This window comes from Polaromonas sp. CT11-55 (assembly GCF_047303325.1).
In the GTDB taxonomy this organism is placed as follows: Bacteria; Pseudomonadota; Gammaproteobacteria; order Burkholderiales; family Burkholderiaceae_C; genus Polaromonas.
In genome coordinates this window covers 1-229 of the sequence record NZ_JBKBEX010000103.1, presented here as the reverse complement: position 1 = coordinate 229, position 229 = coordinate 1, and the positions used below count along the sequence as shown (strand labels likewise).

General features: G+C 74.7%; 1 protein-coding gene. It reads right to left on the bottom strand.

Going from position 1 to position 229, the window contains the following annotated elements:
• On the bottom strand, positions 1–229 hold a 229-nt coding region (locus ACEN8I_RS24230), incomplete at both ends, for a UTRA domain-containing protein (protein ID WP_413331207.1).

Below are 229 nucleotides of genomic sequence, written 5' to 3'. Positions count from 1 at the left end.
CGCCAAGCCCGGCGAACAGGGCCAGCGGCAGCCAGATTTCTTCATAAACACAGGGCTGGCCCGACAGCGCGCGCACACGTTGCAGACGCAGCGCGGTGTCGCCGGGCGCCAGACCCAGGCGGCGCGCCACCGCGGCGGGCGCGATCAGCAGCTGGCGCGACACGCTGGGCGAGGCCGGCCCCTCGCCCGTGCCCGCGCCGAAGCGGAAGAAGCGCAGGATGGGGTGGGC